Annotated in this window: 20 protein-coding genes, 1 tRNA gene and 1 pseudogene; 9 read left to right on the top strand and 13 right to left on the bottom strand. The window is 33.2% G+C overall.

Annotated features, from left to right (window positions below):
- Positions 1 to 35 precede the first annotated feature (35 nt).
- Both alr and DUZ96_RS10180 read right to left on the bottom strand, forming a co-directional pair.
- Positions 36 to 1,142 carry an alanine racemase gene (gene alr / locus DUZ96_RS10185; RefSeq protein ID WP_114301842.1) on the bottom strand — a complete coding sequence of 369 codons (1,107 nt, stop codon included), beginning with the start codon at positions 1,140 to 1,142 and terminating at the stop codon, positions 36 to 38.
- Complete coding sequence (locus DUZ96_RS10180) at positions 1,135 to 1,782, bottom strand: thymidine kinase (RefSeq protein ID WP_114301841.1); 648 nt, start codon at positions 1,780 to 1,782, stop codon at positions 1,135 to 1,137. The genes alr and DUZ96_RS10180 overlap by 8 nt, the downstream gene beginning before the upstream one ends.
- Positions 1,783 to 1,950: 168 nt before the next feature.
- Here DUZ96_RS10180 and DUZ96_RS10175 point away from each other — a divergent pair, with 168 nt between their 5' ends.
- The 3 genes and pseudogenes from DUZ96_RS10175 to DUZ96_RS10165 all read left to right on the top strand — a co-directional run bounded on the left by DUZ96_RS10175 (position 1,951) and on the right by DUZ96_RS10165 (position 4,032).
- Complete coding sequence (locus tag DUZ96_RS10175; RefSeq protein WP_114301840.1) at positions 1,951 to 2,682, top strand: hypothetical protein; 732 nt, start codon at positions 1,951 to 1,953, stop codon at positions 2,680 to 2,682.
- Between the two features lie 112 nt (positions 2,683 to 2,794).
- The gene (gene rsmI / locus DUZ96_RS10170) at positions 2,795 to 3,469 is read left to right on the top strand and encodes a 16S rRNA (cytidine(1402)-2'-O)-methyltransferase (RefSeq protein WP_114301839.1); all 675 of its coding nucleotides are present in this window, start codon (positions 2,795 to 2,797) and stop codon (positions 3,467 to 3,469) included.
- Positions 3,466 to 4,032 (top strand): annotated as a pseudogene (locus DUZ96_RS10165) (uracil-DNA glycosylase family protein). The gene rsmI and the pseudogene DUZ96_RS10165 overlap by 4 nt, the downstream one beginning before the upstream one ends.
- A gap of 7 nt (positions 4,033 to 4,039) precedes the next feature.
- On the opposite strand, the gene DUZ96_RS10160 reads toward DUZ96_RS10165, so the two are convergent.
- Entirely contained in the window at positions 4,040 to 4,642 is a 603-nt protein-coding gene (locus tag DUZ96_RS10160) for a carboxymuconolactone decarboxylase family protein (RefSeq protein ID WP_114301838.1), read from the bottom strand.
- Between the two features lie 65 nt (positions 4,643 to 4,707).
- Between DUZ96_RS10160 and DUZ96_RS10155 the strand changes: the two genes are divergently transcribed.
- From DUZ96_RS10155 to DUZ96_RS10145, 3 genes are read left to right on the top strand one after another with little or no spacing between them, the layout of a single operon-like run.
- On the top strand, positions 4,708 to 5,145 hold the full coding sequence (locus tag DUZ96_RS10155; protein ID WP_114301837.1) for an OsmC family protein: 438 nt from the start codon (positions 4,708 to 4,710) through the stop codon (positions 5,143 to 5,145).
- Positions 5,146 to 5,171: 26 nt separating this feature from the next.
- Positions 5,172 to 6,863, top strand: coding sequence for a single-stranded-DNA-specific exonuclease RecJ (gene recJ / locus DUZ96_RS10150; RefSeq protein WP_114301836.1), 1,692 nt, complete (start codon positions 5,172 to 5,174; stop codon positions 6,861 to 6,863).
- 3 nt (positions 6,864 to 6,866) lie between these two features.
- Positions 6,867 to 8,144 carry an MFS transporter gene (locus DUZ96_RS10145; protein WP_114301835.1) on the top strand — a complete coding sequence of 426 codons (1,278 nt, stop codon included), beginning with the start codon at positions 6,867 to 6,869 and terminating at the stop codon, positions 8,142 to 8,144.
- Here the strand turns inward: DUZ96_RS10145 and DUZ96_RS10140 are convergent.
- From DUZ96_RS10140 to DUZ96_RS10125, 4 genes are all read right to left on the bottom strand, one after another.
- Positions 8,120 to 8,890, bottom strand: a complete 771-nt coding sequence (locus DUZ96_RS10140) for a UDP-2,3-diacylglucosamine diphosphatase (RefSeq protein WP_114302332.1) — start codon at positions 8,888 to 8,890, stop codon at positions 8,120 to 8,122. The genes DUZ96_RS10145 and DUZ96_RS10140 overlap by 25 nt on opposite strands.
- 10 nt (positions 8,891 to 8,900) lie before the next feature.
- Positions 8,901 to 9,353, bottom strand: coding sequence for a 6-carboxytetrahydropterin synthase (locus DUZ96_RS10135; protein ID WP_114301834.1), 453 nt, complete (start codon positions 9,351 to 9,353; stop codon positions 8,901 to 8,903).
- Between the two features lie 278 nt (positions 9,354 to 9,631).
- Positions 9,632 to 10,966, bottom strand: coding sequence for an MATE family efflux transporter (locus tag DUZ96_RS10130; protein ID WP_114301833.1), 1,335 nt, complete (start codon positions 10,964 to 10,966; stop codon positions 9,632 to 9,634).
- Positions 10,963 to 11,463, bottom strand: a complete 501-nt coding sequence (locus tag DUZ96_RS10125) for a GNAT family N-acetyltransferase (RefSeq protein ID WP_114302331.1) — start codon at positions 11,461 to 11,463, stop codon at positions 10,963 to 10,965. The genes DUZ96_RS10130 and DUZ96_RS10125 overlap by 4 nt, the downstream gene beginning before the upstream one ends.
- A gap of 35 nt (positions 11,464 to 11,498) precedes the next feature.
- Here DUZ96_RS10125 and DUZ96_RS10120 point away from each other — a divergent pair, with 35 nt between their 5' ends.
- Together DUZ96_RS10120 and DUZ96_RS10115 are read left to right on the top strand one after the other, a co-directional pair.
- Complete coding sequence (locus DUZ96_RS10120; RefSeq protein ID WP_114301832.1) at positions 11,499 to 12,296, top strand: universal stress protein; 798 nt, start codon at positions 11,499 to 11,501, stop codon at positions 12,294 to 12,296.
- A 5-nt stretch (positions 12,297 to 12,301) separates the two neighbouring features.
- Positions 12,302 to 12,375 (top strand) — tRNA-Ala (locus tag DUZ96_RS10115).
- Between the two features lie 17 nt (positions 12,376 to 12,392).
- Here the strand turns inward: DUZ96_RS10115 and DUZ96_RS10110 are convergent.
- The 5 genes from DUZ96_RS10110 to DUZ96_RS10090 all read right to left on the bottom strand — a co-directional run bounded on the left by DUZ96_RS10110 (position 12,393) and on the right by DUZ96_RS10090 (position 21,972).
- Positions 12,393 to 13,241, bottom strand: coding sequence for a S9 family peptidase (locus DUZ96_RS10110; protein WP_114301831.1), 849 nt, complete (start codon positions 13,239 to 13,241; stop codon positions 12,393 to 12,395).
- A complete protein-coding gene (locus DUZ96_RS10105) occupies positions 13,238 to 16,000 on the bottom strand; it encodes a PD-(D/E)XK nuclease family protein (protein ID WP_114301830.1) in 2,763 nt (920 codons plus the stop codon). The genes DUZ96_RS10110 and DUZ96_RS10105 overlap by 4 nt, the downstream gene beginning before the upstream one ends.
- A gap of 72 nt (positions 16,001 to 16,072) precedes the next feature.
- The gene (locus DUZ96_RS10100; RefSeq protein ID WP_114301829.1) at positions 16,073 to 17,476 is read right to left on the bottom strand and encodes an OmpA family protein; all 1,404 of its coding nucleotides are present in this window, start codon (positions 17,474 to 17,476) and stop codon (positions 16,073 to 16,075) included.
- Positions 17,477 to 17,599: 123 nt separating this feature from the next.
- Positions 17,600 to 18,793: a glycine C-acetyltransferase gene (kbl, locus tag DUZ96_RS10095; RefSeq protein ID WP_114301828.1), complete on the bottom strand. Its 1,194-nt coding sequence runs from the start codon at positions 18,791 to 18,793 to the stop codon at positions 17,600 to 17,602.
- A gap of 38 nt (positions 18,794 to 18,831) precedes the next feature.
- A complete protein-coding gene (locus DUZ96_RS10090) occupies positions 18,832 to 21,972 on the bottom strand; it encodes an exodeoxyribonuclease V subunit beta (RefSeq protein WP_114301827.1) in 3,141 nt (1,046 codons plus the stop codon).
- 109 nt (positions 21,973 to 22,081) lie between these two features.
- Between DUZ96_RS10090 and DUZ96_RS10085 the strand changes: the two genes are divergently transcribed.
- On the top strand, positions 22,082 to 22,690 hold the full coding sequence (locus DUZ96_RS10085; protein ID WP_114301826.1) for a superoxide dismutase: 609 nt from the start codon (positions 22,082 to 22,084) through the stop codon (positions 22,688 to 22,690).
- 502 nt (positions 22,691 to 23,192) lie between these two features.
- Here DUZ96_RS10085 and DUZ96_RS10080 read toward each other — a convergent pair.
- Entirely contained in the window at positions 23,193 to 25,091 is a 1,899-nt protein-coding gene (locus DUZ96_RS10080) for an amidophosphoribosyltransferase (RefSeq protein WP_114301825.1), read from the bottom strand.
- Between the last annotated feature and the right edge of the window lie 37 nt (positions 25,092 to 25,128).

Raw genomic sequence — 25,128 nt, 5'->3', positions numbered from 1 at the left:
TTAATTAAAAAGTCATAAATTTTAACATTCACAAACTATTTAATGTACAATCGTTTCACACGATTGGATATTGCAGTTAAAATTTCATAAGAAATTGTGTTAGCAGATTCAGCCAATTCAGAAGCTTTATAATTGGAATCAAAAACTATAACCTCATCTCCTTCTTTACATTCAATATTAGTAACATTGACCATTAACATATCCATACAAACATTGCCAACGATAGGAGCTTTTTGATTATTAATTATTACAAAACCATTTCCACCCCCGTAAATCCTACTAATCCCATCTGCATGTCCAATAGGTATGGTAGCTGTTTTTTCAAACCCTAACGCTTTATAGCCACGATTATAGCCTACCGTTTCGTTTTTTTCAATTTTATGAATTTGTGAAATAATGGATTTTAAACTAGCAATTGGTTTTAGCTTTTTGTCTTCTACAACAGAGTTTCCAAAACCATAAAGACCAATTCCACACCTAACCATATCAAAATGAGCTTCAGGATAATTTAAAACACCTGATGTATTGCATATATGCAACCATGGTTTAAACCCGAGGTTAGTTTCAATATGCATTGCAATTGCCTTAAATTTATTAATTTGATTTCCAGTAAATGATTTTTCATTTATATCTTCACTTGCCGCTAAATGAGAGAAAACGGATTTTACCATAACGCTATTAGTAACGTTTAATTGAGACGAGATATAATCTACATCACTTTCCCAAAACCCCAATCTATTTAACCCTGTATTAAATTTAATATGAACCGGATAGTCTTTTTGCTTTTGCTCCTCAGCAACATCTGCAAATCCTTTTAGGACTTTAGCATTGTATAAACTTGGTTCTAGGCAATGATCAATAAGAGATTTAAAATTTACAGGTTGAGGATGCAATACTAAGATTGGGGTTTTAATCCCATTTTCTCTAAGTAAGACCCCTTCATTTCCATAGGCAACGGCAAAATAATCCACACCCAATTCTTCTAAATGTTTAGCTATTCTTATGGCATCGCTACCATAGGCAAAAGCTTTAACAACAGCTAAAAATTTAGTATTTGGTTTTAATTTAGATTTGAGATAATTGAAGTTATGACTGAGCGCACCTAAATTAATTTCTAAAACAGTTTCTTGAGCTTTAGGCATCAGGTTTTTGTTGTTTGGAATTAATTTCTTGAGCATCATTAACATTCATTTGCCTTACCTTATCTCGTAACATACTTTTATAATATGCGGCTCTGCTTAATGGTTCATATTCATCTACCTCACCAAGTAACACAAGGTCGTCACTTTTTGCCTTTCTGTAGCTGTATTGTGCTAGATTACCAGTTTTAGTGCATATAGCGTGTACTTTTGTGACATATTCTGCAGTAGCCATTAAATATGGCATAGGTCCAAACGGGTTGCCTTTAAAATCCATATCTAAACCAGCAACAATAACTCGTATTCCGCTATTTGCCAAATCGTTGCAAACACGTATAATTTCGTCGTCAAAAAACTGAGCCTCGTCAATACCAACAACATCGCATCCGTCTGCTAATATTGGAATATTTGCCGCAGCAGGCACAGGAGTAGATCTAATTTCATTATCATCGTGAGAAACTACCATATCGTCATCGTAGCGAACATCCACGGCTGGTTTAAAAATTTCAACTTTTTGACGGGCAAATTTTGCGCGTTTTAATCTTCGAATTAATTCTTCAGTCTTACCAGAGAACATCGATCCACAAATCACTTCAATCCACCCAAATTGTTCTTTATGATTTACTGTATTTTCAAGAAACATTTCGTAATTTTAGCACTAAACGTAGTAATAATTCGTTTGTATAAAGGTCAATCAAAAATATTAAAAATCAAAAGTAAAAATGAAACATCTATCATTTAATTCTAATTATTTATTGGAGCAAGATGAAGATGCTTCAGATGGCTTTAAAAAACACACAATTAGTAAGTCATGAAAAAGAAATTAGAATCAGAATTAATAAGTATCGCACATCGAATTCTGAAGCTTAAAGGAAGAGAAGATGTAGACAGAATGCACGAGGAAGTATCGAAACTTTATGAAAAGTTAACCGTACTGAAGTTTGCTCAAGAAAATTTCGAAGACAAAATGCCAACTATAGGTAATGACTCTTCTTTTTTTGATATGTTAGACACAGCTTTTAATAATAAAGTGAGTGATAATATTGAAATTGAAAACAAGACATATATCAATTTAGATGAGGTAGAGGACGATGGAATTATGGAGCCTGTAATGAATAAAATTAAAGACATGGTTGCTCACATGCCTGCTGACGATTCTAATGAAACGGATGCGTTGTTGGGGAATTCTATAATTCCAGAAACACCGAAAACTATTGAATTTGAAAATATTGCTGCAGATTTCGCAGAAATACCAGAATTTGAACCCATTGAAGAAGCTCAGAAGCGCAAATCCCTAAACGATAAATTGAAGGGCAAGAATCTTCAAATAGGATTAAACGATAAGCTGGCCTTTATAAAGCACTTGTTTGAAGGAAGTAGTGAAGACTATGACCGTGTAATATCTCAATTAAACACCACTAAGTCATTAAAAGAAGCCCAAAAGTTAATCGGTGATTTCATTAAGCCAGATTATAATAATTGGCTTGGCAAAGAAGAGTATGAAGAGCGATTTATGGAACTTTTAGAGGGAAAATTCAATTAATATTTAAACTATAGCTAAATCGGTTATTTCGTATCAAATGATGGGCAGTCTATTTTTCTTAATATTTCAATTTGTTATAATTTGGGATTTCCTATTTTTAAATTAAAATCGAATGGGAAAATTATTCATAGCGCCAACACCAATTGGAAACCTTAAAGATATTACATTAAGAGCTATTGAGGTTTTGAAGGAAGCTGATTTGATTTTAGCGGAAGATACAAGAACATCTGGTAAACTTTTAAAGCATTTTGAAATCAATACGCCAATGCAAAGCCACCATATGCACAATGAGCATAAAACTGTAGGCAATGTAATTGAAAAATTAAAATCTGGTATGACTATAGCTATAATTAGTGATGCTGGTACACCTGCGATATCAGATCCTGGGTTTTTATTGGTTAGAGCTTGCATTGAAGAGGAGATCGAAGTAGAATGCCTACCTGGCGCAACCGCTTTTGTTCCGGCTTTAGTCAATAGTGGGCTTCCGAATGACAAATTTGTGTTTGAGGGTTTTCTTCCTGTAAAGAAAGGACGCCAAACTAGGCTAAAGCTTTTAGCTGAAGAATCTAGGACAATGGTCTTTTATGAGAGTCCACATAAATTGGTTAAAACACTAGGTCATTTCTGTGAATACTTTGGAGAACAACGTTTAGTTTCAGTTTCTCGTGAACTTACCAAGATATATGAAGAAACTGTTAGGGGTGCAGCAAAAGAAGTATTAGATCATTACACTAGCAAACCACCAAAAGGCGAAATTGTTGTTATTGTTGAAGGCAAGAAGTGGTGAAAGGTTTATTTCAAGACATCGAACAGTGCACAATTTGCAAACAACACCTTCCACGTGGTCCTAGACCAGTTGTAACCGGACAATCCAATTCTAAAATTGTAATTATAGGCCAAGCACCAGGGACGAAGGTTCATCAGTCTGGAATTCCTTGAGATAATCAAAGCGGTAAAAAGTTAAGACAATGGCTGAATGTTACCGATGAGCAGTTTTATAACACCCAAAACTTTGCTATTGTACCAATGGGTTTTTGTTATCCAGGAAAAGGAAAAACGGGTGATTTACCACCAAGACCTGAGTGTGCGCCACAGTGGCATGAAAAGCTTTTAGAAAATATGCCTCATATTGAATTGGTGATTTTAGTTGGTGCATATACTCAGAAATATTATTTAAAAGACAAAAAGACCTTAACAATGCGAGTGGGTGATTATCAAAGCTATTTACCAAAATATTTTCCCATACCACATCCTCCACCAACAAATAGGTTTTGGCGTGCAAAAAACCCGTGGTTTGAAGAATCCATTGTGCCAGAAATTAAATTGATAATAAGGAGAATCTTAGAATAAAGAACACCTAATATTGAGATCCATCGTGCTTGCCAACTTCAAAACCGTGTTTTCCAAGAAACTGATTACCACTTTCTATAGCTCCTTCTTCCATTGTTGTTCCCATAGAATCATTCCAACGATTTAGGTATCCAAATAAAGATATTACACCTAACATTTCAACAATTTCACCTTCATCCCAATGTTTGTTTAAGCGTTCTTTAATTTCGGCATTGACGGCATTTGGAACTTGACTAGCGGCAAGGCTGAAATCTAAAGCAGCGCGCTCTGCCTCAGAAAAAGCAGGATGTGTTCTGTATTCCCAAATATTGTCTAATTGCTCTTGCTCAGCACCGTAACGTTCAGCTGCTCTTATGGCATGGGCTTGGCAATAGCGACAACCGGTTGAGTTGCTACTAACCCAAGCAATCATTCTTTTTAATGCAGAGGTAACTCTACCTTCATTTGCCATCACTGCTTTATTCAAATTTATAAATGCCTTGCTAATTGCAGGTCTTCTCTGCATTGTTAATACAGAATTAGGACAAAATCCAAGCGTTTCATTAAAGAATTCAGCAAGTTTTTTGGTTTCTATATCGTGTTCTGGAGATAACGGAGATACTAATGCCATATGTGTTTTTTTAGTGGTATTTTTGAATGTACAAGATAAGAGTTCTAATATTTAATCTAAGAAATATGGTTGATAAAGTCACAACTCACTGGCAAGGTGATTTAATATTTGAATCAGATAATCCAAGTGGTAAATCTGTAATAATGGACACTAATATTGAGGGCCAATCAGAACGATTTGGGTTATCACCAAAAGCAATGATGTTGTCTTCATTAGCAGGTTGTTCAGCTTTGGATGTCATATCAATTCTAAATAAAATGAATGAAGAAATAGATGATTTTAAAATTGAAGTATCTGGAGAATTAACGGATGAGCATCCTAGGTATTACCATTCAGTTGAGTTAGAATACCATTTCTATGGAGCTCATCTAAACAAGAAAAAATGTCAACGTGCAGTTGATTTATCAGTGGAAAAGTATTGCGGTGTAATGGAAATGTTTAGACAATTTGCAAAAATTAGAACTAATGTAATCTATCATATAGCTACTATACACAACACCTAAAATATTAGCCATACCTACACTTTTTTATGCGCTGGACCTTAAAACCAAAACCTGAAGCTTCAAAAATCAATTCGTTGAAAGAGGCCTTAAATGTTGATGATATAGTTGCCACACTATTGTTGCAGCGAGGTATTGAGACTTTTGAAGATGCTAAAACATTTTTTAGGCCAAGCTTTGATGATTTGCATGATCCTTATCTAATGATGGATATGGCATGTGCAGTTTCTAGAATTGAAGAAGCCATAGCAAATAGTGAAAATATTTTGGTCTACGGTGATTATGATGTAGATGGTACAACGGCTGTGGCTTTAATGTCTTCTTATCTCAAGACAAGAACAGATTCTGTAGCCACTTATATACCTGATAGATATGAAGAAGGATATGGTATTTCTTTTAAAGGAATTGACTTTGCTGATGACAATGATTTCAGTTTAATTATTGCCTTAGATTGTGGAATAAAAGCTATAGATAAGATTGATTATGCCAAAGGAAAGGGTATTGATTTCATAATATGTGATCACCATAGACCAGGAGAACAAATTCCTGATGCCGTTGCGGTGTTAGACCCAAAACGAGAGGATTGTGATTATCCTTTCAAGGAATTATGTGGTTGTGGTGTAGGATTTAAGTTGATTTCTGCCTTAGCTGCCAATCAGGGACAATCTGTTGAAGAATTAATTGAATATTTAGATTTAGTAGCAACTGCTATTGGAGCAGACATTGTGCCTATAATTGGAGAGAATAGGGCTCTGGCTTATTTGGGGTTACAGGTTATTAATGCTAATCCACGACCCGGAATGAAGGCTATAATAGCAGAGGTAAAAAAAGAAGAACTCACAATTACAGATGTTGTTTTTATTATTGCACCTCGAATAAATGCAGCGGGTAGAATGAGGCATGGAAATCATGCAGTTACATTGCTGACTGAGACAGATTTTAATCTAGCCGCGACCTATGCTGTAGAAATCGATCAATTTAATACAGATAGAAAAGAAACAGACAAGAGAATAACCGAAGAAGCCCTACTTCAAATTGAGGACAATAGCGAACAAGAAAAGTTCACCACGGTTGTTTATGATGAAAACTGGCATAAAGGAGTTATTGGTATTGTTGCATCAAGATTAACAGAAACATATTACAGACCTACTCTGGTTTTTACTAAAAGCGGAAACAAACTAGCTGCATCTGCTAGATCCGTGAAGGGATTTGACGTCTACAATGCATTAGAAGCCTGCTCACAATATATTGAACAGTTTGGTGGGCATAAGTACGCTGCAGGTTTAACATTGTTGCCTGAAAATTATGAGGCTTTTAAAATAAATTTTGAAAGAGTTGTAAAGGAATCAATAGACCTAAAATTATTAACACCAGAACTTAAAGTTGATTTAGAAATTGATTTACATCAGGTAGACAATAGATTAATACGAATTTTAAAACAATTTGCACCATTTGGCCCTGGAAATATGAAGCCTGTTTTTATGACACAAAATATTAAGTATACAGGTTGGGGAAAATGTGTAGGCGAAGACAATAAACATCTTCGACTTACGGCAACCCAAAATAGTTCTGAAAACATTGTTTGTATTGGTTTTGGTCTTGGTGACAAGTTAGATGTCATTAAGAACAACAATTTATTTAATGTGGCCTATACAATTGATGAAAACCATTGGAATGGTAGAATTAGTATTCAATTAAAACTAAAAGATTTAAAAGAGTAGATTTTGGGAAAGAATGATCCGTATGAAGCATTAAGATTTAAAGAGTTCAAAGTATTTCTTTTAGCACGCTTTGCCTTGGTATTTGGTTGGTCTATGCAATTTGTAGTTATAGAGTGGCAGGTGTATTCTCTGACTAATGATGAGTTGAGTTTAGGAATAATTGGTTTGTGTGAGTTTTTGCCCGCTTTTTTCTTGGCACCATTTGCTGGACATATTGTGGATAGAAAAGAAAAACGGAACCTCTTTGCGCTATGCATAACCTTATTTTCATTAATTAGTTTTGGTCTGTTTTGGTTGTCATCAGAATATATTTCTGACATATGGAGTACAAATTATATCCTTATTGGGATTTACAGTTTAGTATTTTTTGGAGGTGTGTTGAGAGCTTTTTTTGGTCCTACAATTTTTTCACTTATCGCTCTGTTAGTTCCTAAAAAGACATATCCAAATGCAGCAACATGGAGTAGCAGTACATGGAAAGGCGCAGCCGTATTTGGAGCTCTTTTTGGCGGGGTTTTTATTGCTTGGATAGGAATTAATGCAACATTAGGCATAATATTTTTACTGGTACTATTTGCGTTGTTGCTTGTTATGCAAATTGACAAAAAACCAATCATGAACAAAAAGACTAATGAGTCAGTAAAGGAAAGCTTAAAGGTTGGGTTAAAGTTTGTGTTTAATGACAAGGTTATTTTAGGTGCTTTAACACTAGATATGATTGCAGTTCTTTTTGGTGGTGCCGTTGCAATATTTGCAGTATTTGCAAAAGACATTTTAAAAGCAGGACCAGAAGGATTTGGATTATTAAATGCCGCGTTATCTTCAGGTAGCATTATTACTATGCTGGCAACAACCTATATTCCTATTACAAAGAGTACAGGTAAGAAGTTACTCGTCTCCGTATTTGGATTTGGTATATTTATGATAATTTTTGGCGCTTCAAAACTATTGTGGTTGAGTGTTTTAGCGCTGTTTTTTTCTGGTGTTTTTGATGGAATTTCTATGGTGGTGAGACAAACTATTTTACAAATTAAAACACCTGATGAAATGAGAGGTAGAGTTGGTGCAGTTAATTCAATGTTTGTTGGGTCATCAAATGAATTGGGAGCTTTGGAGAGTGGAGTTGCTGCGAGGATATTTGGAGCGCCTTTAGCTGTAGTATTAGGAGGAATAGTTACCCTAATAACAGTTACGGCTATAGGCTTGAAGAATAAACCTTTAAGAGAATTAGATTTAAGAAAGGATGTTGAGGATCATTATGAAGATATTAAATCGTCATAAGTCTTTAGTTTTAATTCTTTACCATCAAACTCACCGTAGGTGTAATACTGAATCCAATCCCCTAAATTCACGTATTTAGAGCTGTCTGTTAATTCAATTTCAAGAGGCAGGTGTCTGTGACCAAACACGAAAAAATCACGGTGTTTGTTTTCCAATTTTCGTTTACTATATTTTACAAGCCATTCATTTTCCTCTCCCAAAAACTTAGCATCTTCGTCGCCTGAAATCAATTTGTTCTTTACTGATAAGTATTGTGCTATTTTAACACCTATATCAGGATGGAGCCATTTAAAAAGCCATTTGAAAAAAGGATTTGTAAAAACCTTTTTCATTCGTTTATAACCTTTGTCGCCTGGCCCAAGACCATCGCCATGCCCTATAAAAACCTTTGAATCTTTAATTATAAATTCTTGAGCTTTATGATAGACTGGAATACCAAGTTCTTCTTCAAAATAGCCGTTCATCCATAAATCGTGGTTGCCTACAAAATAATAAACTGGAATACCAGAATCACTTATCTCAGCTAATTTACCTAGAGTTCTAGTAAAACCTTTTGGCACAACTGTTTTATATTCAAACCAAAAATCAAATAAATCACCAATTAAAAAAATGGCCGCAGCATCTTTTTTCACAGCATTTAACCAAGACACAAATTTTTTTTCTCTCGGGAGTGATTCTTCTTTGGTAGGAGCACCTAAATGATTGTCTGAAGCAAAATAAACCTTCTTGCCAGAAGGAACTTCTATGTGAATTGAATTACTCATTGTCTGAAGCAAACCACTCAGCAAAGCTTGTTGCAGTTTCTTGTAGTTTTAAAGAATGTAATTTTATGTTTTCTGGAAGTCGCTTTTTAATCTTGTCTGCAAAATCAATAACCATCATTTCACTGGTGGGTTGATAATCCACTAACAAAACATTATGCCCTCGATCTTCTAATTCTTTTGCCAGTTCAACATGAGGTGTGTTTTTATTGAAAACTGTAGCGTGGTCAAAAACATTTACAATTTCTTCTTTGACTATTTTCTTTAAATCACCAAAGTCAATCACCATACCAAATTTTACATTGGTATTATCTGAAATAGGAACACCAATAACGGTAACATCTAACCTGTAACTGTGGCCATGTACATTTTTACATTTACCATCATAGCCGTAAAGTGCGTGACCAGTTTCAAAAGAAAACTGTTTTGTAATACGAATGTTAGTCATTAGCGTCTTTTATTTCTATTGATAAAATAAATAACAATTAATACAATTGCTAGTATTAAAAAAAGATAATTTCCCATCTATTTTTTCTTTATTCTGTTTTTGTTATGTCGGTAAATTAAATAGACAATTATCACAAGTATTATAAAAGGTAACATGCTTCCAATGAAAATACCAATACTGTAACTATCGTCTGGTGCTTCCTTGATTTTTTGTGTAATATCAACTTGTTGTAATAAATAGTAGCCTATTCATTTAACCCAATAATGATTGGTTCAAATTTAAGTGTTTTCGGCTAGTGTTCTGAATATTTTTCTGAATTTAATAATTAAAGGAAGCCCCCGTGCAATAATCCACACTGTGAAAGCCATGAAAATACCATATAGTTTATAGCCTAAATTATCAGCAGCAATAATCACAGGTATAAATACTAGAAGAGTTGAAAATAACAGAACATTTCTTAAATATTGCATTTTACCAAGCCCTTTAAAAACACCATCAAATATAAAAGCTAGGGCACAAAGTGGTTGCATTGCAAGTACAGTCCAAAATATGTTATAGAACTCATTGAGAACGTTTTGATCATCCGTAAAAACACTTCCTATTGGAAAGTATAGCAACCCTCCAATAATAGCAATCGTTAAGCCTATTAATATTCCATATTTAATCAGCTTATTGCTCAAATCTATTAAGCTTTTATATTCTTTTGCACCATAAAGCTTACCTGATAATATATTTCCCGCACTAGCATAACCATCAATTAAAAATGCGCCTAAAAACCAAAGATTAATTGCGATTGTATATGCAGCAATATAGGTTGGGCCATATTTTGTAGCAAAGCTTGTCCCAAAATATAGCGCTACATTTAATGCAATGGTTCGTATAAACAGATTAACAATCATTAAAGCAAAGCTTTTAATCTCTGGGTTAAACGGGAACCTTACCAATAAAGGAATATCTGTTTTGATTAATAAGTAATAAACAGATAAACCTGCCATAATAATTTGTGCTATAACACTAGCATATGCAGCACCTTCAATATGTAGTGCAGGTATTATGCCTTCAATACCATAAATTAGGGCAATGTCCAATATGATATTCGATACAGAGCCTGCAATTGCGATTATCATTGGATAAAATGTGTTTTGTAATCCTCTAAATGTACCAAAAACAGCAATCGTAAATAGGGTAAATGGAAAGCCAAAAACTCTAATTTGGTAGTACACAATACTATAATTTAAAATAAGATCTGATGCATTATAAAGCTTGAAAATTTGGGAGGCAAAAGGATAAGTAGCTAAAATAATAATGACACTTAATGATGTTATTAAAAAAATAGCTTGTGCTGGCAAATTTTTTATTTCACCTAATTTGTCTGCTCCTAAATATTGGGACACAATTGATGAAATAGCGCTACGCGTTTGCCCTAAAACCCAAATAAGCATTGATAAAAAGGTTGTAACTATACCAACCGCAGCCAATGACTCAGTGGCATTTAAATTCATATTACCAATAATAGCAGCGTCTGTTAAGGACAATATGGGTTCTGAAATACCAGAAATTAGAGCTGGTATTGCCAATTTATTGATTTGCTTTAGTGTGATTTTGGTGCTCAAAGGACTAATTCGTAACAATGAAAAGGGTATTTGCTTTGTTTTGGAAAGAAAATATCCCCTAATCTTTTATAGCCACGAAGTTCGTAAAACTTTTGGTTTCTCTTGTTCTGTGAAAAGGTATCTAATCTAATAGAGCTATAGTTGTTTTCTATGGCAAATTTTTCCGCAAAATCCATGAGAACTTGAGCAAAGCCCTTCCTCTGATTACCTGGATGAATTGCCAATCTATGAATATAAATGTTATTCTCATTTTTTGTTAACCATTTTATTGATTCATATTCACCATCCATAAGATTGGAGATTACAATAGAGCCTATAATGTTTTCATTAACCTCTAGCACATACAATTCATTACGCGCTACATCATTTATGAAGGCATTTTTATTCGGGTAGTGTTCATTCCACTGATAAATCCCCTTTTCTATCATTGATTTAGCACATGCTTTAGTTATTAGCAGTATAGTTGATATGTCTTTTAGTGTAGCCTTTCTAATCATTAATAAATTGTACTTTTGCCTAAATTCTATATTCAATGAAAACGATACTTGTTCCTGTAGGGTCTTCAAAACATGCAAAATCTCATTTGCAATATGCTGTAGATTTTGCAAAAGCATTTGGCGCTAAATTATACGTTGTTCAAATATATAATGTTTATACCAAAGCAGGAACCATGATAAAAATTGATCATATTCTTGAAAGAGAATCGAAAGACTTTTTAGATGACCTTGTTTCTTCTATTGACACTAAAGGCGTAGACTTAAGCACAAGAACATTTAAAGGCAAATTAATTGATACATTAAGAAAAATTTGTAACGCCTTAGATGTAGATCTAATGCTTATAGAACCAAGAACAAATTCAATTAAGGATGAAGTTTATTTAGGAAATACCTCTGGAAAAATAGTAAAACGAACCCAAATACCGATTTTGATCGTACCAGAAAACTATGTGTATAAACCTATTGTTAAAATATTAATAGCAATGAAGTCTGCTATTATAAAAAAGGAGGGTGTTTTAAATCCTGTAAAATCTATTAAGAATCAATTTAAGGCGGTTACTAATGCGTTATTAGTTAAAACACCTTATCACAAAGAGGATGATTTTATATTAAAGGATGAATTAAAGGGTATGCTCACAAACATTACTTATGCAGAAAGCCCAACAACATTTCAAGCGGTTTTAGAACACTATAAAAATCATAGCCCTGATTTATTGTGTGTGGTAAGACGAAAACGTGGTTTTTTCTCCAAACTTTGGGAAAATAATATTATTTTGAAAAAAGACTTTCATAGCTCAAAAATTCCTGTCCTTGTTTTAAGCGGTATGAAATAATATTTGGGGATGTAGCTCAGTTGGCTAGAGCGCTTGACTGGCAGTCAAGAGGTCGGCGGTTCGAGTCCGCTCTTCTCCACTAAAGGGTAATTTTAATTATGCTTTTTTATTTATGAATTCTTCAATTAATTTTGCTACATCTTTTAATTGGGCAGATAAAATTCCCTTTTCCCAAGGATGTTTTGTGTTGAAGACGTGATCTGCACCATCAATAATATTTAATTCGCAATTCGGGTTCCATTTGTGTAGATTTTTACCTTCTTTTAAACTTACCGAGGTATCATTGTTACCATGAATTATTAAGTGAGGGATTGTCAGTTTTTTTACAGCTGATTTTATATTGAGTCTTTCCTCATTTACTTTGAAATCTTCGTAAAACTGGTAGTAATGTGGCATTTGCTGTTTTGTTCTTCCGTTCATAACGTATTTAACACCAGATTTTCTCCACTCCTGTAAATTTCCAATTATAGTAGTTCGTTTACCAAAATCACAGACACTGGCTAGAGTAATTAATTTTTTGATCCTGGAGTCCTCAGAAGCTTTTATTATGGCAATACCACCTCCTCGGCTATGTCCAATGAGGGTGATTTCATTTAAATTGACTTTGGAATTATCTTGAAAATGATGTTCAATCCAATTTAATACATCATTTAAATCGTCTAGTTCCTTTGTGTAATTGTTATTGCCAAAAGCTTCAAGATCTGGAAAGTCTATAGGATTTTTAATCGTGCCACCGTTATGAGAAAAATTAAACTTAATGAAACAGTAACCAGTGTTCGCAAAATGTGTTGCCATTAAGTTCCATGCACCCCAATCTTTAAAACCCTTATATCCATGACAAAAAACAACTATTGGACACTCCTTTTCAGTCGTTGAATTAAATACATCTAATAAAATTGGTTTTTTGCCGTTTCTCTCTAATACTATATTTTTTAAAATCTTCATTGATTTAGTTCTTTTTCAACAAAATTTAATTTTGGATTACAAATTTCAGACATCAACTTCTTTAATTCAACTTCGAATTTAGATAGAGTTTCAAAGGTTATTTCTTGGTTTTTTGTTCTGGATTTAGCAGATGATTTGGTGCCAAATTTTAAAAACCCTTTTTTAAGATTTTTAAATGATATTATGCCAGCTTCCACTGGAAGTTCAATTACATTTTGTTTGTGCAACATATAGGCATAACACAAAATCTGGAAGGATTTGCTGTATTTATCATAGTCTGATGTTATGTCGGACCACTCAACTATTTCAACTTTTCCTTGGTCAACCTTTCCGGTTTTATAATCTATTATTCTTGTAACACCATTAAATTCGTCTACCCTATCAACAGTTCCTTTCAATTTAACAGGAAAGACATACCCATCTACTTGTATATCAATTGATGATTCTATTTCAATTGCCTTTATTTTTATTTTGTTTCCTGTCTTTAGACTTTCTTTTTCATCTTCAATAAATGTTTTGATATAATGTTGTGCAATATTGAATATGATAAGATTCTTGCCTTTCGTAAAATCACCTTCTTTATATAATAATTTAAAATGTTTTGTGACGGTCGCTTCAATTAACGCAAATAATGAATCTAAATAATCGAGGGTTAAGTATTGATTAATTATTGGGTCATAAAAATCTTTTAAGGTCTCATGAATTACAGATCCCAAGGTATTGAATGCTATATTTTCTTCAACATCTTCGAATTCCTTAATTCCAAGAATTTTTTGATAATAAAAATCTATCGGATTTCTTATGTAGTTGCTTAAAGAAGACGGAGAAAATCCTTTTGTCGCAAATGCATGGACCTCCCGTATAACCATATCGGTTTTTGGAATCTCCAGTAACTTATTTTCGATTTTCGGGACATGTGGAGAAGCAATAAAATGTTCGATATTATGAATACCTTCAATTTCCAACTGGGTGACAAATCTACTTTTCTCACCACCATTTAATGCATCACTCTCCGTGTTATAAAGTATATAAACATTATTAGCACGTTGTAATAAATGATAAAAATGGTAAGTATAAACAGCATCCTTTTCTTTAAAAGTGGGCAAACCGTTTTCGATTTTAACATCAAATGGGATAAATGAATTATTACTTTTACCAGCGGGTAAAACACCTTCATTAACAGAGCTTATAATAACAGTTTCAAAATCTAATACTCTAGACTCTAACACCCCCATTATTTGTAAGCCTTCTAAAGGTTCACCCCTAAAATCAATACTTTCAGAACTTAATAATTCTCTATAAATTGGGTTAAGTGCCGCAACCGAAATGAGATGTTTATGGTTATCATTTAGGGCTTTTAATTGATTGAAAAGTGTATTGAATTTATATAGATATTCTAATTCAAGGCCATTTCTTTTTTTCTCTTTGTCGATTACACTTTTAATTTCAAAAATAATTTCGGAGCATTTCTTCAATGCTTTAGCTGGGCTATTTTCCCAACTATCAAAAAATAAGCTAATTAAATCAGTGTTTCCTTTCGAAATTTCCTTAAGCTTTAAGGTAGATAAATAAGTTAGGTTATTAGTTTGTATATGTTTTAAAATATCATTTGCCGTGTTGCCAGAGGCGGTTTCAAATAATTGGTAAAAGGATGGGTGTGATAGTATGCGGGCCACGTCTTTATGATAATAGGAACTAGCTCCTTTTTTATGAATTGTAAATAATGCATCAAATGCAGATGCTAACGGCACATATTTTAATGCAAGTCCCATTGTAACATTTAGTTTTTCAATGGATTTTGGCAGTGAATTTAAAACAGGCATTAATAGATTTTCTTCACCTAAAACAATCGCAATATCAGACAATGTCTTATTCTTTATTTGTAAGCCTTCTAATATCTGACCTATATATTTTGCTTGTCCTATTAGTTTTGGGACACCAATTACTTTGATTTTTTTACTTTCTTTATAGTTGTTGTGCAACCAATTGAAAGGTGCTTTTTTAAAATAATTCCATGAGTTTTTGTGATGTCTAAAAAATAATCCTGCATCATGAATCGGATCATTAATGAAAGTCTCGTCTACGTCCCAATAAATATGTGCTAGATCGTTTTCAAGAAGACCTTGGATAATTATTGATTCCGCTCTGTTTAAAGCATTAAAACCAAGAAAAACATGTGTTTTAGAAGGTTTGTTTTCAATATAAACCTCTAGATTATCACATGCCTCTCTATAAATTAATCCCTGGTATCCAAATTTTGAATTTAGCAGGTTTTCTGTAAACTTAGAGTAATATTCCTTGAGTTTGTGCCAAAATTTAAGGTGTATTTTTATAAGATCTGTTTGGTTTTCTTCCTTAGACCAATGGTTAAGTTCAACAATCGCAGTTAAATAATCAAAAATTTGATTTTGTTCTACAAGATGCCTGTCAATTTCGTTAAAATCTTGTAGTAGGATTTGGGCCCATTTTGAAAATGATTCGAAAGGTTCAACTTCGCCATCTCTTGTTATGCTTTTATAAGTACTATATAGACTAAATAGTAAATCTATATTAGATAATACCTTTAATCCTGACAACTCCTCAACAAACTCCTCAATACTTTTTATTTCTGGCGAGAAAATAGGTTTATCAATTAATCCGGCTAATTGATGTTTTAAAAATACGCCTGCGCGTTTACTTGGTAGGATGAATTGAAGATCTTCAAAATTCAATTTTTTATCCCTAAGATCAATTAGTACAGACTCAATAAAACTTACCATGTTTTAAAAATAAAAAACGCTCCGTATAAAACGGAGCGTTTTTTATTTTTTTAACCAATAAAACGTATTATTCTATTCTTCCTTTAAAAGAACAACTTCAACACGTCTATTTGCTCTTCTACCTTCTCTAGTTTTATTGTCAGCAATAGGACTATTTTCTCCATAACCCTTTCCTTCTAATCTACTTACGTCGATTCCATTAGCAACTAGAAAATCTATTACTGCATTAGCTCTGCTTTCAGATAATTTTTGATTCAATGAAGCCGAACCAGTACTATCGGTATGTCCGTCAATTGAAAATCTTGAATTTGGGTATTCTTTTAAGATTGCCGTTATATTTTGTAATACTTGTTCGGATTGATCCTTTATGGATGATTTACCTGTATCAAACAAAATAGTTTTAGCGTAATCGTTCAACGTTTTCATTATTGCTGGAGTAGGCGCTTGTCTTGGACATCCATCTAATGCAACTTCACCAGCTTCATTAGGACACTTGTCATCTTTATCTAAAACACCATCACCATCAGTATCTGGCCAAGGACATCCATTGTTAGCTGCAGGACCAGCTTCATTAGGACAGTTATCATCTCCATCTGCAACACCATCACCATCAGCATCTGGACAACCCATTAATGCCTTAAGACCAGCAACATTTGGACATTTATCATCTTTATCAACAACACCGTCTCCATCACTATCAGGACAACCATTAAATTCAGCTAAACCTGGAGTGTTAGGACAATCGTCCTTAGAATCTTGTATACCGTCGTTATCAGAATCAGGACATCCATTGAACATTTCTAAACCAGCTTCTTCTGGGCAAGCATCATCTTGGTCATAAATGCCATCATTGTCAGTGTCAGTACCACCGAATTTAAATACTAAACCAACTGAATGCTGGAAGTGTTTTGGTATGTAATCTTCAAAAGCGTGCTTATACATAGTTTGCACTTCTACACCTAACTTTTCATTAAACCAATATCTCAAGCCTAAGTTACCATTAAGCGTACCAGCACCTACATTGTCTAACCAAGTGTAACCACCACCAACACCTAAATAAGGTTCAAATTTGTTAGAATTTAAAACTTCTTGAAAGCTGTAAGAAATTGTACCATCTAAACTGAAATATGATAAATCATTAACAGGATTAGTTTCTTCCTCTCCAGTTGTTGCGTTTAATCTAGTACCAAATTTATCAATAGTATTTAGAGTACCACCCGCAGTAAAAGTAAATCCATCACTTAAATATCTAGATACTGCAACTCTAGAAATAGTTGGAAATATATTCCAGTGATCTGATACATTAAAAAACTCATCGAAATAAGGCCCTTGAGGTAAATCCTCACCTACAGGATATGCATCTACTGCATTTGTCCCTAAGCTAATGGCCCATGGATTGTTTTTATCTTGCGCATTTGATGTGCTAAAACATACTAAAAGCACGGTAACAAACAATAATCTGCTAAGATTTTTCATATTCTAATTAATTTAATTTTAAGTGTTAATTGTCGTCAAAAGTAAGTTGTTAAATTTTATTAACAAAGACAAATATATAAAAATATTGTAAAAATGCCCTAAAATAGTGAGTTTGTAACCATTTTAAATAATATTTAGAGCTGTCCCAACCTTAACAAAAGCGGATATGGCTTTATCTAGTTGATTTACCCCGTGCGCCGCTGATAATTGTACTCTTATCCTGGCTTTTCCTTTTGGAACAACGGGATAGAAAAATCCGATAACATAAATGCCTTCTTCAAGTAGCATATTTGCCATTTTTTGAGCTAATTTGGCATCATATAACATAACCGGAACAATAGCCGAATCACCATCTATTATATCAAAGCCAGCTTCTTTCATGTTTTTCTTAAAGTATTTCGTATTCCAATCTAGCTTGTCTCTTAAGGTTGTATCGTTTTTTAACATATCAAAAACCTTTATTGACGCACCTACAATTGCTGGGGCGAGAGAATTAGAAAACAAATAAGGTCTTGAGCGCTGTCTTAATATTTCAATGATTTCCTTTTTTGCGGTGGTATAGCCTCCCATTGCTCCCCCCATTGCTTTACCAAGCGTACCCGTAATTATGTCAATTCTTCCTAAAACACCTTTATCTTCTAGTGTACCAATTCCGGTTTTACCAATAAATCCAGTAGCATGGCATTCGTCAATCATAACCATAGCATCATACTTTTCAGCCAAATCACAAATCTTATCTAATGGAGCGACTAACCCATCCATTGAGAAAACACCATCCGTAACAATTATTTTATGCCTTGCTCCATTTTTATTTGCAGTGACAAGTTGTTTTTCTAAATCGCCCATATCATTATTCTGGTAACGATATCTGGCTGCTTTACACAATCTAACGCCATCAATAATAGATGCATGATTCAAAGAATCTGAGATAATGGCATCTTCCTTTCCTAAAAGGGGCTCAAAAACTCCACCATTAGCATCAAAAGCTGCAGCATATAAAATGGTATCTTCTGTGCCGTAAAAATTTGCAATTTTCTGCTCTAGTTCTTTGTGGATGTCTTGTGTACCGCATATAAATCTAACAGAAGACATACCAAAACCATGTGAGTCTAATGTTTTTTTTGCTGCTTCAATTACTTCTGGGTGTGAGGACAAACCCAAGTAATTATTTGCGCAAAAGTTTAAAACTTTTTCTCCTGTATTCAGTGTAATTTCTGCACCCTGAGGTGACGTTATAATTCTTTCTTCTTTGAACAAGCCAGCCTCTTTAATTGATTCAATTTCTTTTTGTAAATAGTGTTTTATAGAACCGTACATATTTTAATTTTTTATGAGTCAAAGATACAAGCAATAGATTAGACTTCAATAACACCCACTTCTTCATTTATGTAAACCAGAATTTTATTAATTACCTTATAATTCATTTCATTTAAAATAGACTCATAATCAATCAATTGTTTTGAGTAAGACGACTTATGCTCACCTGTTTTATAGTCAATTATTATAACCTCATTTTTTTTGTTTATATTTAATCGGTCTGGCCTTATTTGTCGTCCTGTCTTAGTGATTATATCTACTTCATTGAAGATATTATATTCATTAGAGAAATAACGCTTCAATGCGTCATGGTTAATCACTTCATCAATAACTAACGAGAGCGATTTTAATTCTTCTTTAGTTAAATTGCCTGATAGTACCATATCCTCTAATGCGAAGGAAATGTCATTAGGTGTTTTGATTTTAGAAAGTAATTCATGAATTAAATTTCCTCTCTCAATAGCCTTTTGTTGCTTTGTATCCCAAAGTAGGCCAGATTTAGTTATAATTTGCAGATTATGGTCCTCTTTTCTTGAGGAGATTAAGTTTAATGAAATAGATTTATCTACAGACTCAATTTGTATTGAATGATCTTTTTGTTCGTTTAGCCCAAAGTTATATTCAGTCTTTTTGTCGGACCATTGTCCAATAGATTGAAGATAAGAAATAAGCATACCTGAATATGTCTTAGTATTTAACTCTCCTTTTGAATTGAAGTCTTTTTTAGAGATTACATACAATTGTTCAATTGGTCTGGTAAGGGCAACATAGAGTAGGTTAATATTGTCCAATTCTAATTGATGTTGGTGAGTATCATAAATGGATTTACCTGTTTCTCCAAATTGTTCAATATCATTGTTATAATTGATTAATAGAGAATCAAAACCTTCAGATTCAATTCTATCTAGAGGAAACCAAACTTTTGGATTGATTTCCTTATATATATTTAACTCTGCAAATGGGAAAATAACTACAGGAAACTCAAGACCTTTAGACTTGTGAATTGTCATAACTCTTACCGCGTTTAAATTAGCTGGAGAAGAGATGCTTAACTTATCTTTTTTTTGCTCAAAATAATCTAGAAATTGGCCTAGACCAGAGTTTTGCTTTTGAGTAAATTCTAATACAAAATCGAGGTAGTATTGCAAAAATGCATCAGGTTCATTATTAAGTTCAAAAGTTCTTATTATTTCTTCAATTAATTCATACAGAGGCAACTGTAATAATTCCTTAAGATTAACAAAATAGCCAATTGATATTAGACTGTTGAGACTATTTTTTAAATTAGATTTATTGTGCGTTAGGTAAAATGAATGCTTGTCAGAAAGGTTTTTTAATTCAGAAATAAATGTTAGGAATTCAATTTTGGCACTGGTATTCTCAGGTTGTATTAATAACTTGATGAGATTATTAATAAATACAACTTTTTTAGAATTTTTAATGAGCAGGGTTTCAGATGATGTAATTTCAATAGAATTATTTGTCAAATAATCTGAAACGGCTACACCCTCTTTATGTTTTCTAACCAATACACAGATGTCTCTCAATTCATATCCATTTTTAAGACAAGTTTGAATTTTTTCTAGGACTTTCTGAGAGTACATTACTGACTTATCCTCTTCATTTTCAGAATCATCTATAAAACTGAGATTAACATAACCAGATTTATTAATCGCTATATTCTGTTTTGAATTTTGAAACAGTTCAGAATAAGTTTCACTGGCTAAATAAGAATGACTTAAATAATTGAACAATCCGTTGTTAAATTTTACAATTTCAATACAACTTCGATAGTTCGTATCCAATGACTCTACTCTGGCATCAACGTGAAACGGGTTCCCCTTTTTGTTGTAAAGGTCTATGAATTGCTCTACTTTTCCGCCTCGCCATCTATATATTGCCTGTTTGGCGTCTCCTACCAGCATTAAAGACCCATTATTTGTTGAAAGAGCATTATCAACTAACGGAATTAAATTGTTCCACTGTAGTACAGATGTGTCTTGGAATTCATCGATGAAATAATGTCTGAATTTTTCACCTAGACGCTCATAAATAAATGGAGTAGGTTGGTCTTTAACTTCATTGCTAATAAGTGTATTAAATTCTGAAATCAGTAATATATTTTTTTCCTCTTGGATCGTTTTGAGTTCATATTTAATTGCGTTTAAAACAGATAAGGGTGTTATATTCCGAAGTATTTCGTTTAGTAGCTTAAGATTATAAATTAAATTTTTCTGTTTTTTGTAGTTAAGCTCTATTTCTGGAAGAATTGCTTGAATAGTTTCAGCAATATGATTTTCTAATTTGCTAGAATATAGACCAGTGCCATTTTCAATATTTTCTTCAAGTTTATTTTTGTATAAATCCTTGAGATTTAATTTAGACGCTTTCAAAAAATGATTTGGCAGAGTTTTTCTGGTAAAATCTTCAAAACTTAACCCAGACTCGTCAATTAAGGTTAGGGTTTTATTTGCAATCTTTTTAATGTCATTTTCTAAACTTTGTTTGTCGTTGTAAACGCTATCCTTTAGCCTTTTGAAATCGTCTAGTGTTTTATTTTTTAGACCTTCAATTCCCTGTAAGTCATTCTCGTTTACAAGTAATTTGGAAATGTTATTAAAATCATAGCTTACATCCCAACTTTTGTCTTCGTCTGCCTTTTCAATAGCGAAGTCAACTAAAATTTTTGTCAAGCCCTTATCGGTTCCTGCTTTGTTTATTAAACTATCAACAGCTTCGGCCAATAGTCTCTCCTGATCTAATTCAACTTCGAAATTTATAGGCAGCTTTAGATCTCTCGCAAATGTTCTTATAACACGATGTGTAAAACCATCTATTGTTGAAATATCAAATGCGCCATAGTTATGGATGATTCGTTTTAAAATTTTTTGAGCCTTAATCTCTAAATCAATTGGAGTAATTTTTAATTCATCACAGATAGCAGTAAACATTTCATGTGATTTTGCTGATGGATCTTGTGATGAAAAAAGCTTAAGCATTTTTATTATACGCTCTTTCATTTCCGCAACAGCTTTATTGGTAAAGGTAATGGCTAACAAGTGTTTGAAATATTCAGGATTCTCAGAGGCAATTAATATTTTTAAGTAAGATTTAGTGAGTGTAAATGTTTTGCCACTTCCAGCCGAAGCATTATATATTTTAAACGTAGAATATTGCAAAAGATTAATTTTATACCAAAATAGGGAATCTTAATAATTAATTTAGATTTTCTTATTCTCATTATCGTAATTTTGTTAATAATGTATTATTAATCTAAAATCAATAATTATGGCTTTTGAATTACCGAAATTAAAATATGATTATGACGCTCTAGAACCGCACATTGATGCACGTACAATGGAGATTCACCACTCAAAACACCACAACGGATACACCACAAAGTTAAATGCAGCAATAGAAGGAACTGATTTAGATGAAAAGTCTATTGAAGATATATTAATAAACCTGGATATGTCTAATTCTGCGGTTAGAAATAACGGAGGAGGATTTTACAATCATAGTTTGTTTTGGGAAGCAATGAATCCTGAAGATAGAGGCTATTTATCAGGAGAACTAAAAGATGCTGTTGAAGCAGAGTTTGGATCTAAAGATGCCTTTATTGAGGCATTTAGTAAGGCGGCTACAACTCAATTTGGCTCTGGTTGGGCGTGGTTGTGCGTTCATAAAGGAGGTAAGGTAGAGGTTTGTTCAACACCTAACCAAGACAACCCATTAATGCCAGGAGTTAGTTGTGGAGGGGCACCAATATTAGGATTGGATGTTTGGGAACACGCTTACTATTTAAATTACCAAAATAGAAGACCAGATTATATTGCGGCATTTTTTAAAGTAATTAACTGGAACGAAATAGAAAGAAGATACGCAGAAGCGAAATAAATAGAATATTCTTTTTCAATTTACCCAAGTCTTTTAAGGCTTGGGTTTTTTGTTTGGGACTAGGATATTTTTGAAGATGTACAAAATGAAAAAAGGTGAACAGAGAGTTCACCTTTTTTGCCCCAAATCTACCATAAACTTAACCTACTTATGTTATGGTGACTCAAATATAAGTGGACTATAATTTAACAAATGAATTTTTTGGATAAACGACCTATATATTAGTCTAAGAGTGGAAAACGCTAACAATATTTGCATATGTTAATCGCACTTTTCATTTAATTAATGACACAACTTAAAGTAAAACTTTAATTAGACCCATAAAAAAAGGTGAACATCGTTCACCTTTTTTTGCCCCAAATCTACCATGAACTTAACCTACTTATGTTATGGTGGTACCAATGTATATTTTATTTGTTAAAACGAAACAAATATTGGATAAACGGCGTAAATTATAGATGAAATACTGGTTTTATCCGATAAAATCACCATTTTATCGAAATTAATACGCACGCTCCTTATTACCTTCATAGAAGTTTATAAAGGCTTTATTTACGACTCTGTTTCCTCCAGGGGTTGGGTAATTACCAGTAAAGTACCAATCGCCTAAATTTTTAGGACATGCTTTGTGAAGGTTCTCTACTGGTTGAAATATTATTTTAACCTCAGCTTTAACAATGTTCTCACTTAATAACTCTGAGATTTTATCTGAAATCTGTTCGTCTGTGAAATTGTTGTAGATTTCTTTGACAAAGTTTTTAACATTGTTGTCATTGATACCTACTTGCTTAATACATTTGTTGTAAACTTCATCAACAATATTATACTGGTTGTTTTCTTTTAACAATTCAAGTGCCGCTCTAAAAGCTACTAAACTTTCTAAGTTTGCCATGTCAATTCCATAACAATCAGGATATCTTATTTGAGGTGCTGATGAAACAACGATTATCTTTTTTGGACCTAGTCGGTCCATCATTTTAATAATACTCTTTTTTAAGGTAGTACCACGAACAATACTATCGTCAATTATTACAAGGTTGTCAGTCGGTTTAATAACACCATAGGTTACATCATAAACATGGGCTACCAAATCATCCCTACCACTATCTTCAGTAATAAAGGTTCTGAGTTTTACATCTTTTATCGCAATCTTTTCAATACGTGGTCGTTCAGACAGAATTTCTTCAACCTTATCAGCCGAAAGACTTCTTTTACCGGTTAAGATTACTTGAGTTTTTTTATGATTGAGGTGTTCTTCTACCGTGTCAATCATTCCGTAGAAAGAAGTTTCTGCGGTATTTGGTATATATGAGAAAACGGTATTTCTTGTGTCATTTTCAATTGCTTCAAGAACCTTTGGCATAAGTAGCCTTCCCAATTCTTTTCTTTCCTGATAAATTTCTGCATCACTTCCTCTAGAAAAATAAATACGTTCAAAAGAACATGCTTTGCGCTCTAATGGTTCTAGAATTTTTTTAATTTGAATGTGACCAGATTTTTTTGTAATTATTGCATGCCCAGGATCTAATTCAATGACCTCTTCAAAGGGCACATTGAATACAGTCTGAATTACAGGTCTTTCTGACGCCACAACAACTACCTCATCGTCTTTATAATAATATGCTGGTCGTATTCCTGCAGGATCTCTTAAAACAAATGAATCTCCATGGCCTAATAAACCTGCCATTGCATAACCGCCATCCCAATTTTTTGCAGCACGTTTTAAAATTTTTCCAACTTTTAAACGCTCAGCAATTAAAGGAGAACATTCAATTTTTGAATAACCTTCTTTTTTTAGGTCTCTATAGATTTTTGATACCGCATCATCCAAAAAATGGCCTATTTTTTCCATTACGGTAATGGTGTCTGCCTTTTCCTTAGGATGCTGACCTATCTCAACTAAGTTGTTAAATAGTTCAGTTACATTGGTCATATTAAAATTGCCCGCAACAATAAGATTTCTGTGCATCCAGTTGTTTTGTCTTAAAAAAGGATGAACACTTTCTACACTATTTTTTCCAAATGTTCCATAACGTACATGACCAAGTAAAAGTTCTCCTAAATAGGGGATATTCTTTTTCTGAAGCTCGACGTTATTCTGATACTCTGGATTTTGAGAAATCTCAGAATTGATGCGATCATTAATTTGGGAGAAAATATCCTGAATAGGCTGTTGAGCAATAGATCTAACCCGACTAATATAACGTTCGCCTGGATTAGTATCTAATTTAATACTTGCAAAACCAGCACCATCTTGACCTCTATTGTGCTGTTTCTCCATCATTAAATACATTTTATTCACACCATAAAATGCACTACCATATTTTTCTTTATAGTATTCTAATGGTTTTAAAAGCCTTATAAGTGCTATACCGCACTCATGTTTAATTGCATCACTCATTCTATGTAATAAAAAACGCGCTCAATTTCGAGCGCGT

The sequence above is a fragment of the Winogradskyella sp. KYW1333 genome, from assembly GCF_003335675.1.
Lineage (GTDB): Bacteria > Bacteroidota > Bacteroidia > Flavobacteriales > Flavobacteriaceae > Winogradskyella.
The sequence above is the reverse complement of the archived record's forward strand: the minus strand, read 5'-3'. Positions and strand labels throughout refer to the sequence as shown.